Origin of the sequence: Polaromonas sp. YR568, assembly GCF_900116715.1 — a bacterium.
In the GTDB taxonomy this organism is placed as follows: Bacteria; Pseudomonadota; Gammaproteobacteria; order Burkholderiales; family Burkholderiaceae_C; genus Polaromonas.
Genome location: NZ_FPBM01000004.1, coordinates 395,909 through 405,607 on the forward strand (window position 1 = coordinate 395,909; position 9,699 = coordinate 405,607).

10 protein-coding genes are annotated in these 9,699 nt (G+C 60.7%); 9 read left to right on the forward strand and 1 reads right to left on the reverse strand.

Translation table 11 applies throughout. The annotated features are described in order from the left end of the window. Nucleotides 1–58: 58 nt before the first annotated feature. Nucleotides 59–1,075: a porphobilinogen synthase gene (gene hemB, locus BM408_RS11880; protein ID WP_092130050.1), complete on the reverse strand. Its 1,017-nt coding sequence runs from the start codon at nucleotides 1,073–1,075 to the stop codon at nucleotides 59–61. 556 nt (nucleotides 1,076–1,631) lie between these two features. Here hemB and BM408_RS11885 point away from each other — a divergent pair. The 9 genes from BM408_RS11885 to BM408_RS11925 all read left to right on the forward strand — a co-directional run. After that, nucleotides 1,632–2,060 (forward strand): CopD family protein, encoded by a 429-nt coding sequence (locus BM408_RS11885; RefSeq protein WP_092130051.1) that lies wholly within the window; start codon nucleotides 1,632–1,634, stop codon nucleotides 2,058–2,060. A gap of 89 nt (nucleotides 2,061–2,149) precedes the next feature. Beyond that, a complete protein-coding gene (locus BM408_RS11890) occupies nucleotides 2,150–3,298 on the forward strand; it encodes a VanZ family protein (RefSeq protein ID WP_092130099.1) in 1,149 nt (382 codons plus the stop codon). Between the two features lie 44 nt (nucleotides 3,299–3,342). Next, the gene (locus BM408_RS11895) at nucleotides 3,343–3,690 is read left to right on the forward strand and encodes a (2Fe-2S) ferredoxin domain-containing protein (protein ID WP_092130052.1); all 348 of its coding nucleotides are present in this window, start codon (nucleotides 3,343–3,345) and stop codon (nucleotides 3,688–3,690) included. A gap of 84 nt (nucleotides 3,691–3,774) precedes the next feature. Continuing rightward, nucleotides 3,775–4,416 carry an alpha/beta hydrolase gene (locus tag BM408_RS11900; protein WP_092130053.1) on the forward strand — a complete coding sequence of 214 codons (642 nt, stop codon included), beginning with the start codon at nucleotides 3,775–3,777 and terminating at the stop codon, nucleotides 4,414–4,416. Nucleotides 4,417–4,503: 87 nt separating this feature from the next. Further along, nucleotides 4,504–5,730: a D-alanyl-D-alanine carboxypeptidase family protein gene (locus tag BM408_RS11905; protein WP_092130054.1), complete on the forward strand. Its 1,227-nt coding sequence runs from the start codon at nucleotides 4,504–4,506 to the stop codon at nucleotides 5,728–5,730. Between the two features lie 329 nt (nucleotides 5,731–6,059). Continuing rightward, entirely contained in the window at nucleotides 6,060–6,437 is a 378-nt protein-coding gene (gene rpsL, locus BM408_RS11910) for a 30S ribosomal protein S12 (RefSeq protein WP_092130055.1), read from the forward strand. Nucleotides 6,438–6,663: 226 nt separating this feature from the next. Beyond that, nucleotides 6,664–7,137 (forward strand): 30S ribosomal protein S7, encoded by a 474-nt coding sequence (rpsG, locus tag BM408_RS11915; protein ID WP_011481226.1) that lies wholly within the window; start codon nucleotides 6,664–6,666, stop codon nucleotides 7,135–7,137. A gap of 222 nt (nucleotides 7,138–7,359) precedes the next feature. After that, nucleotides 7,360–9,462 carry an elongation factor G gene (fusA, locus tag BM408_RS11920; protein ID WP_092130056.1) on the forward strand — a complete coding sequence of 701 codons (2,103 nt, stop codon included), beginning with the start codon at nucleotides 7,360–7,362 and terminating at the stop codon, nucleotides 9,460–9,462. 146 nt (nucleotides 9,463–9,608) lie between these two features. After that, on the forward strand, nucleotides 9,609–9,699 hold a 91-nt coding region (locus tag BM408_RS11925), incomplete at its 3' end, for a GTP-binding protein (RefSeq protein WP_032978997.1).

The window sequence follows — 9,699 nt, forward strand, 5'->3', positions numbered from 1 at the left end:
CGCAAGCATAAGCAGCTACTGATTTAATAGCAATGCCAACACGGGCCGCCCGGTCCGCTCAGGCCTGGCGCAGCTTTTTGGCGGCGTCGATGGCAAAGTAGGTCAGCACGCCGTCGGCGCCGGCACGCTTGAAGGCCAGCAGGCTTTCCATCATGACGGCGTCGTGGTCCAGCCAGCCGTTTTGTGCGGCGGCCTTGATCATGGCGTACTCGCCGCTGACCTGGTAGGCGAAGGTGGGCACGCCGAACTCGTCTTTGACGCGGCGCACCACGTCCAGGTAGGGCATCCCGGGCTTGACCATCACCATGTCGGCGCCTTCGGCGATATCCATGGCCACTTCGCGCAATGCCTCGTCGCTGTTTCCGGGGTCCATCTGGTAGGTTTTTTTGTCGGCCTTGCCGAGGTTGGCGGCGGAGCCGACCGCATCGCGGAAGGGGCCGTAAAACGCGCTGGCGTATTTGGCGCTGTAGGCCATGATGCGGGTGTGGATGAGCTTTTTGGCCTCCAGCGCCTGGCGGATGGCGCCTATGCGGCCGTCCATCATGTCGCTGGGCGCGACCATGTCCACACCGGCTTCGGCCTGGCACATGGCCTGGCGCACCAGCATGGCTGTCGTCTCTTCGTTCAGGATGTAACCGCTTTCGTCCGGCAGGCCGTCCTGGCCGTGCGTAGTGAAAGGGTCCAGCGCGACGTCGGTCATCACGCCCAGGCCGGGGAAGTTTTTCTTGAGTTCGCGCACCACGCGCGGGATCAGCCCGTCGGGGTTGGTGGCTTCAACGCCGTCATAGGTCTTGAGCGAGGCATCCACCACCGGGAACAGCGCCATGACCGGGATGCCCAGCTTCACGCACTCTTCGGCGACCGGCAGCAACAGGTCCAGGCTCAGCCTTTCGACGCCGGGCATGGACGCCACTGGCTGGCGCTGCTGCTTGCCGTCCACCACAAACACCGGGTAAATCAGGTCGTGTGCGGTGAGTGCGTGCTCACGGACCAGGTTGCGGGTGAAGCTGTCACGGCGCAGGCGCCGGGGGCGGCCCGCCGGGAAGGGGGCGAAGTTGGAAGCGTGCAATGTCATCTCCAAATTGTGCCAAAGCTTTATGAATAGCCCGAAGTATTTGGTGTGGGGCCCGCGCCTTCGGCGCGCGCGCAGCTTTACATAAATGTTTCTTAGAGTGCTTAGAAAACCATTGCCAAGGTCGGATGGCCGTGGTTAGAATTAATACGTGTGGTTACCAATTTGGCGACCGCATCCCGCTTTTCCTCCCTGAGCGGGGCCTTTGCGTGTGACAGCAAAAAGGCTTACCAGCCCGGTTGGCCTTGTGCCACCCGGGCATTTTTTTGCTCCGCGCATTCATAAATCCGCTGGCCGGGCGAATCGCGGCGTTGCGCGGTGCTCGCAATCCTCATGCACTGGAGTGCATTCCGGTTGCTGCGCTCCGGGCGCCTTGCGCTTCATCCCGGCCAGCGAATTTCTGAATGCGCGGCCGCACTACTGCCATCGCCCCAAGGGAGTGAGCGCGGGTTTAAGCCAGCATGAGCCGCGGAACCGGCTTTGCCGGGCCGCAGGCGGGCGGCCCCCTTGGGGGGCAGCGACCACACGCAGTGGGGAGCGTGGGGGCTACACTTTGTCCATGCTCTGGGTCAAATCACTACACATCGTTTTCATCGCCAGCTGGTTCGCCGGGCTTTTTTACCTGCCGCGGATTTTTGTGAACCTGGCGATGGTGCCGCCTGAAAGCGTGGCCGAGCGTGAACGGCTCATCCTGATGGCGCGCAAGCTGATGCGCTTTACCACCATTCTGGCCGTGCCCGCACTGGGCTTTGGCCTCTGGCTGTACCTCGGTTACGGCATAGGCCGCGGGCCCGGCAACGGCTGGATGCATGCCAAGCTCGCCGTTGTGGTGCTGGTGATCGGCTACCACCACGCCTGCGGCCGCCTGTTGACCAAATTCATCGCCAACCGCAACACCCGCAGCCACAAATGGTTTCGCTGGTTCAATGAAGTGCCGGTGCTGCTGCTGCTGGCGGCCGTCATCCTGGTCGTAGTGAAGCCTTTCTAGGATCACAACCGGGCATCAAAGTGAAAAAGAAGGCCCCCAAACCAGCAGACGCGGGCGAACCGGCTTCGCCGGGCGCCTCGCGTCGTCCCCTGCAAGGGGAAAAGGCACTACACGAAGCGAAGCGCAGTGAGAACGATAGGGGTGTTCACAAGACCACTGCCTGGCCGCTGGCACTTGCCGCCATCTGCCTGATTGTTTATGCCAGCCTTTATCCCTTCGCGGACTGGCGCGACCAGGGCATTTCACCCTTCAGGTTTCTGACCGCGCCATTGCCGCAGTACTGGACAGGGTTTGACGTGGGCGCCAACCTGCTGGGTTACGCGCCGCTGGGTTTTTTGCTCGCGCTATCGGCGCTGCGCAGCCGGCGCGTGTCGTGGGCTGTGACAGTCGCGGTGCTGGCTGCCGGCCTGCTGTCGCTGGCGATGGAGACGCTGCAAAGTTACCTGCCGTCCCGCATTCCTTCCAACGTCGACCTGGCACTCAACACGCTGGGCGCCTGGCTGGGCGCCTGTTTTGCCTGGGCGTTGGAGAAAACCGGCGTGGTTGATCGCTGGAGCCGCTTTCGGGCGCGCTGGTTCGCCCACGATGCGCGAGGCGCGCTGGTGCTGCTCATGCTCTGGCCGCTGGCACTGCTGTTTCCCGCGTCGGTGCCTATGGGGCTGGGCCAGGTGTTTGAGCGTCTGGAGGCGGCGCTGGCCGATGTGCTGATTGATACACCGTTCCTGGAGTGGATGCCGGTGCGCGACATGGAGCTGCAGCCGCTGGTGCCGGCCGCCGAGCTGCTCTGCGTGGCACTGGGCGCGCTGATTCCTTGCCTGCTCGGCTATTGCGTGATCCGTACCTTCTTGCAGCGCGCAGCGTTTTCCACCGCGGTCATCGCAGCCGGTATTGCCGCCTCCGCGTTGTCCGCCGCCCTCAGTTACGGCCCGGACCACGCCTGGGCCTGGCTGGACCTGCCGGTGCAGGTGGGCATAGGCTTTACGGTGCTGCTGGCTCTGGTGTTGCTGCCCGTGCCGCGCCGCGCGGCGGCGGCGCTGGCGCTGCTGGCGCTGACGATTCATCTGGGGCTGCTTAATCAGGCGCCCGCAGACCCTTACTTCGCGCAAACCCTGCAAACCTGGGAGCAGGGCCGCTTCATCCGTTTTCACGGCGTAGTGCAGTGGCTGGGCTGGCTTTGGCCGTATGCGGCGCTGCTGTATGTGCTGCTCCGGCTGTCGGGCCGCGAGCCTCGGCCTTGACCTCGCCCGCGCGAGGGAACACCACAATCCTCTAAAGTCACGGCATGCCAGATCAAAAACCTCCCAATTCCTATTACGAACGCCACATCTTTTTTTGCCTGAACCAGCGCGCCAACGGTGAAGATTGCTGCGCCGACCACCGCGCGCAGGAAGGCTTTGACCGCTGCAAGTCGCAGGTAAAGGCCGCGGGGCTGGCAGGGCCGGGCAAGGTGCGGGTCAACAAGGCCGGCTGCCTGGACCGCTGCGCGGGCGGCCCGGTGGCGGTGGTGTATCCGGAAGCCGTCTGGTACACCTATGTGGACGCCAGCGACATCGATGAAATCGTTGAGTCGCACCTGAAAAACGGCAAGGTGGTTGAGCGCCTGGTGACGCCGGCGCATCTGGGTCGCTAGGCCGGCCCGCGTCGCAGGTTCGGAACGGTTTCGGCCTCCGGCCCAGCGACTGTCTGAGTGAGAAGCTCTTTTTTAATAGCAAACATGAACGCCCAAACCCAAAAATCCATCATCCAGGGCCCTGCCGGCGCGCTCGAGATCGCACTGGACCTTCCCGCCGGTGAGTCGCGCGGCATTGCGGTCATTGCGCATCCGCACCCGCTTTTTGCCGGCACCATGGACAACAAGGTGGTGCAGACGCTGGCGCGGGCCTTTGTGCAGTGCGGATGGACCTCTGTGCGCTTTAACTTTCGCGGCGTGGGCGGCAGCGCCGGCAGCCACGATGAAGGCCGGGGCGAGCTGGAAGACTTTCTGGCGGTGGTGGAGCACGCGGCGCCGGCCGGTGGCGGGCAGGTGCTGGCGCTTGCCGGATTCTCCTTCGGGGCTTTTGTCACCACGCATGCCTTCAAGCAGCTTGCGGCCACCCGCAGTATCGAGAAACTCGTGCTGGTCGGCACCAGCGTCACCCGTGCGCCTGCTGCGCCCATAGACCCGGAAGCGCACGTGAAGACCCTGGTGGTGCACGGCGAGGAAGACGACACGGTGCTCTTTTCCGCCGTGCTCGACTGGGCGCGCCCGCAGGCACTTCCTGTTACGGTTGTCCCCGGGGGCGGCCATTTCTTTCATGGACAATTGCCGCTGCTGAAAAATCTGGTGGTCCGCCACCTGTCTTCACCTTCGGCCTGACTGCGCAGCGGGCTTCATTCGATTCACTCGATTCATTCGGTTCATTCGGTTCACCCGGTTTCCTCACCTTTCACTGATACCTATTACATGCAAGCTTCATTCAAGGCTCCCCAGGTCTTTCTCCCCGCCCACGGCCTGCGCGCTTTTGCCGCCTCCCTGTTCCTGGTTTTCTCTGCCGCATTGCCTGTGGTGCATGCCCAGGTGCCGCCGGCGCCCGAGATCGCCGCGCGTTCCTATTTGCTGCTGGACGTCACCGCCAACCAGATCCTGGCGGCCAAAGACATTGACTCCCCGGTCGAGCCGGCGTCGCTGACCAAGCTGATGACCGAATACCTGGTGTTTGACGCCCTCAAGTCCAAAAAAATCGACCTGAAGCAGACCTTTGGCGTCAGCGAGCGCGCCTGGAAGATGCCGGGTTCGCGCATGTTCATCGACCCGAAAATGAAGGTGCCCGTGGAGGACCTGATCAAGGGCATGGTCGTGCAGTCGGGCAATGACGCCACCATGGCGCTGGCTGAAGGCGTGGGCGGTTCGGTGGAAAACTTTGTGCGGCTCATGAACGAGCAGGCCAAGGCGCTGGGCATGAAGTCGACCAGCTACAAAAACCCCGAAGGCCTGACCGAGCCCGGCCACACCACCACGGCGCGCGACCTGAGCATCCTCTCGACGCGGCTGATGACGGATTTCCCTGACTACATCGGCTATTCAGCCATCAAGAAGTACCGCTACCCCGGCACACCGGCGGCCAACGACACCAACCGCAACACCTTGTTGTTCCGTGACCCGTCGGTGGACGGCCTCAAAACCGGCCACACCGATGCCGCCGGCTACTGCATGATTGCCACCGCCAAACGCGATTTCCCCAACCTGGGCGCTGCCGGCGCGCCGGGCGGACGCCGTTTGCTGGCCATTGTGCTGGGCACCTCCAGCGACAGCGCCCGCGCCAACGAATCGCAAAAACTGCTGAACTGGGGCTACACCGCCTATGAAGCCGTGAAGTTGTTTGACGCCGGCCAGGCCGTGGTTGCGCCTGCCGTCTGGAAGGGCGCGTCATCCACCGTCAAGCTGGGCCGCCCTGAAGCCATCGTGGTGGCCGTGGCGGCCGGTAGCGCGGGCAAGGTGAAAACCCAGGTGGCCCGGCCCGATCCGCTGGTCGCCCCGTTTGCCAAGGGCCAGGCCGTGGGCACGCTGAAAGTCATGCTGGGCGACAACCCGGCGCCAGTGGCCGAAGTGCCGCTGGTGGCGCTTGAAGCGGTGCAAGAGGCCGGCATTCTGGGCCGCGCCTGGGATGCGATCCGGCTCTGGATCAAGTAAGGCGGGTTGTTTTGGAATGGGTCGTCCGGCGAGTGCATCGCTGGATGGCTTCTTCATGGGTTCCGTGGGTTGAACCCGGGCAGACGTCTTGATTTTGAGAGTGTGCGCTAACATTCTCTGGATTTAAGGCTCTTGGGGCCTTCACGGTCATCTCAAAAACCTCGATTTGGGGTGCAGGACCTGCACACCTTTCTCGCGCCCAACGCCTTTTGCTTGAGCGTTTCCCCCATCCGGTTTATACTAGAAGGCTTTTCCGCTTTCACGGCGGGAAATATTTGTGGCCGTATCAACACGGTAAATCAGTTTTCAGACGTTTAGGGACGTTTTCAATGCCAACCATTAATCAGTTAGTCCGTCAGGGGCGCGAGGTCGAAAAGATCAAGTCCAAGAGCCCTGCGATGGAAAATTCTCCGCAGCGCCGCGGTGTGTGCACCCGTGTGTACACCACGACGCCTAAAAAGCCCAATTCCGCTCTGCGTAAGGTTGCCAAAGTGCGCCTGACCAACGGTTTTGAAATCATTTCCTACATCGGCGGCGAAGGCCACAACCTGCAGGAACACAGCGTGGTGCTGGTTCGTGGCGGTCGTGTCAAGGATTTGCCCGGTGTGCGTTACCACATCGTCCGTGGTTCGCTCGATTTGCAAGGCGTGAAAGACCGCAAGCAGTCGCGCTCCAAGTACGGTGCGAAGAAGCCAAAGGCCAAATAAGCCGAACCGGCTCGGGTTTTTCTCTTCACTGAGAGCTCGCGCCAGAAGCAGTTGTCACAGAAGTTTGTGATAGTTCCTTCAAAACAAGGTGTTTCACTCGCCCTGGCAGGTGTTTGAAACGAAGTGACCCAAGTGCAAATAGTTGCACCGGTCGAGTAAGTGAGGGTTTTGATAACTCTCGCGGTGTTGCCAAAAGCAATGCCAACTGAAGCAAAGAGGTGAAAAAATGCCACGTCGTCGCGAAGTCCCTAAACGTGAAATTCTTCCTGATCCAAAATTTGGCGATGTTGATCTCGCCAAGTTCATGAACGTGATCATGCAAGGCGGCAAGAAGGCCGTCGCAGAGCGCATCATTTATGGCGCGCTCGACTTTATCGAGAAAAAGAACCCCGGCAAAGATCCGCTCGAGGCCTTCCACATGGCCATCGGCAACATCAAGCCCATGGTTGAAGTGAAATCCCGCCGCGTCGGCGGCGCCAACTACCAGGTGCCGGTTGAAGTGCGTCCTGTCCGCCGTATGGCCCTGGCCATGCGCTGGTTGAAGGAAGCCGCCAAGAAGCGTGGCGAGAAGTCCATGTCTCTGCGTCTGGCCAATGAGCTGATGGAAGCGACCGAAGGCCGCGGCGGCGCCATGAAAAAGCGTGACGAAGTTCACCGCATGGCAGAAGCCAACAAGGCGTTCAGCCACTTCCGTTTCTAATTTTCGATTGCAGTATTGACTGCGCTGAATTGACGGGTTGCCGGGCGGGTTCAAGGTGTTGATCACCTTGATTGCCGACGGTTCAACCCCAATTTCTGCCAGCCGGGTGTCGTGCACAACACAATTTCCGGCCGGCAGACGCGTAGAAGAAATGAAGGATGCCCGGACTGCGGGCAGTCTTTCAACGAGTCTTTGTTCGTAACCCCGAACTGAAAGTAATTTATGTCCCGCGCTACCCCCATTCAAAACTACCGCAACATTGGTATCTCCGCGCACATTGATGCCGGCAAGACCACCACCACCGAGCGGATCCTTTTTTACACCGGCGTGAACCACAAGATTGGTGAAGTGCACGACGGCGCTGCCACCATGGACTGGATGGAGCAAGAGCAGGAGCGCGGCATCACGATTACCTCCGCTGCCACGACCTGCTTCTGGAAGGGCATGGACACGTCCCTGCCTGAGCACCGCATCAACATCATCGACACCCCGGGCCACGTGGACTTCACGATTGAAGTCGAGCGTTCCATGCGCGTGCTTGACGGCGCCTGCATGGTGTACTGCGCCGTGGGTGGCGTTCAGCCCCAGTCTGAAACCGTCTGGCGCCAGGCCAACAAGTACAAGGTTCCCCGCCTCGCGTTCGTCAACAAGATGGACCGCACCGGCGCGAACTTCTTCAAGGTCGTCGAGCAGATGAAGCTGCGCCTGAAGGCCAGCCCTGTGCCCATGGTGATCCCCATTGGCGCCGAAGAAAACTTCACCGGCGTTGTCGACCTGATCAAGATGAAAGCCATCATCTGGGACGAAGCGTCCCAGGGCATGAAGTTCACCTACAGCGATATCCCTGCTGAACTCGTGGAAACCGCCAAGGAATGGCGCGAAAAGATGATTGAGGCCGCGGCCGAAGCCTCCGAAGAGTTCATGAACAAGTACCTCGAAGAAGGCGACTTGACCGAAGACGAAATCAAGCTGGGCATCCGCACGCGGACCATCGCCAGCGAAATCCAGCCGATGTACTGCGGCTCCGCATTCAAGAACAAGGGCGTGCAGCGCATGCTGGACGCTGTGATTGAATTCATGCCGTCGCCTATCGATATTCCACCCGTCAAGGGCACGGACGAAGACGAAGCGCCTGTCACCCGCAAGGCTGACGACGAAGAGAAATTCTCCGCATTGGCATTCAAGCTGATGACCGATCCGTTTGTGGGTCAGCTGACCTTCGTTCGTGTGTATTCCGGCGTCCTGAAAAAGGGCGACAGCGTCTACAACCCGGTCAAGGGCAAGAAAGAGCGTATCGGCCGTATCGTGCAGATGCACGCCAACAACCGTGAAGAAGTCAGCGAAATCCGCGCCGGCGACATCGCCGCTTGCGTGGGCCTCAAAGACGTGACCACGGGCGAAACCCTGTGCGATCCTGATGCCATCGTCATGCTCGAGCGCATGGTGTTCCCTGAGCCCGTGATTGCGCAGGCCGTGGAACCCAAGACCAAGGCCGACCAGGAAAAAATGGGTATCGCCCTGCAGCGCCTGGCTCAGGAAGATCCATCTTTCCGCGTCAAGACCGACGAAGAATCCGGCCAGACCATCATCGCCGGTATGGGCGAGTTGCACCTGGAAATTATTGTCGACCGCATGAAGCGTGAATTCGGCGTGGAAGCCAACGTGGGCAAGCCGCAAGTGGCTTACCGCGAAACCATCCGCAAGACCGTGGAAGACGCCGAAGGCAAGTTTGTTCGTCAGTCCGGCGGTAAGGGCCAATACGGTCACGTCGTGCTCAAGATCGAGCCCAACGAAGCCGGCAAGGGCATTGAGTTCGTCGACGCCATCAAGGGCGGTGTGGTTCCCCGTGAATACATCCCCGCGGTCGAAAAGGGCATCAACGAAGCCGTCACGTCTGGCGTGCTGGCCGGTTACCCGGTGGTTGACGTCAAGGTCACGCTGCATTTCGGTTCGTACCACGATGTGGACTCGAACGAACTGGCCTTCAAGATGGCTGCCATCTTCGGCTTCAAGGAAGGCTGCAAGAAGGCTGGCCCGGTAATTCTGGAGCCGATGATGGCTGTGGAAGTCGAAACGCCGGAAGACTACGCCGGCAACGTGATGGGCGATCTGTCCTCACGCCGCGGCATGGTGCAGGGCATGGAAGACATGGTCGGTGGCGGCAAGGCCATCAAGGCAGAAGTGCCGCTGTCTGAAATGTTCGGTTATTCGACCACGCTGCGCTCGATGTCGCAGGGCCGTGCAACGTACTCCATGGAGTTCAAGCACTACTCTGAAGCTCCGCGCAATGTGTCTGAAGCCATCATGGCTTCGCGCGCCAAGTAAGTAACACTCGCTGCCGGCTCCTTGTGGGCCGGCAGCTTTTTTCCTTGTCTGCGATTGTGTGCCACTTTGTACCCGTGCGAAGTGAATCAGCAACACAGTGCAGACGTTAAACCGTACACGGGCATGTTCTTTATCTGGAGATAAAAATGGCAAAAGGCAAATTTGAGCGGACCAAGCCGCACGTCAACGTCGGCACGATTGGCCACGTGGACCATGGCAAGACGACGCTGACGGCGG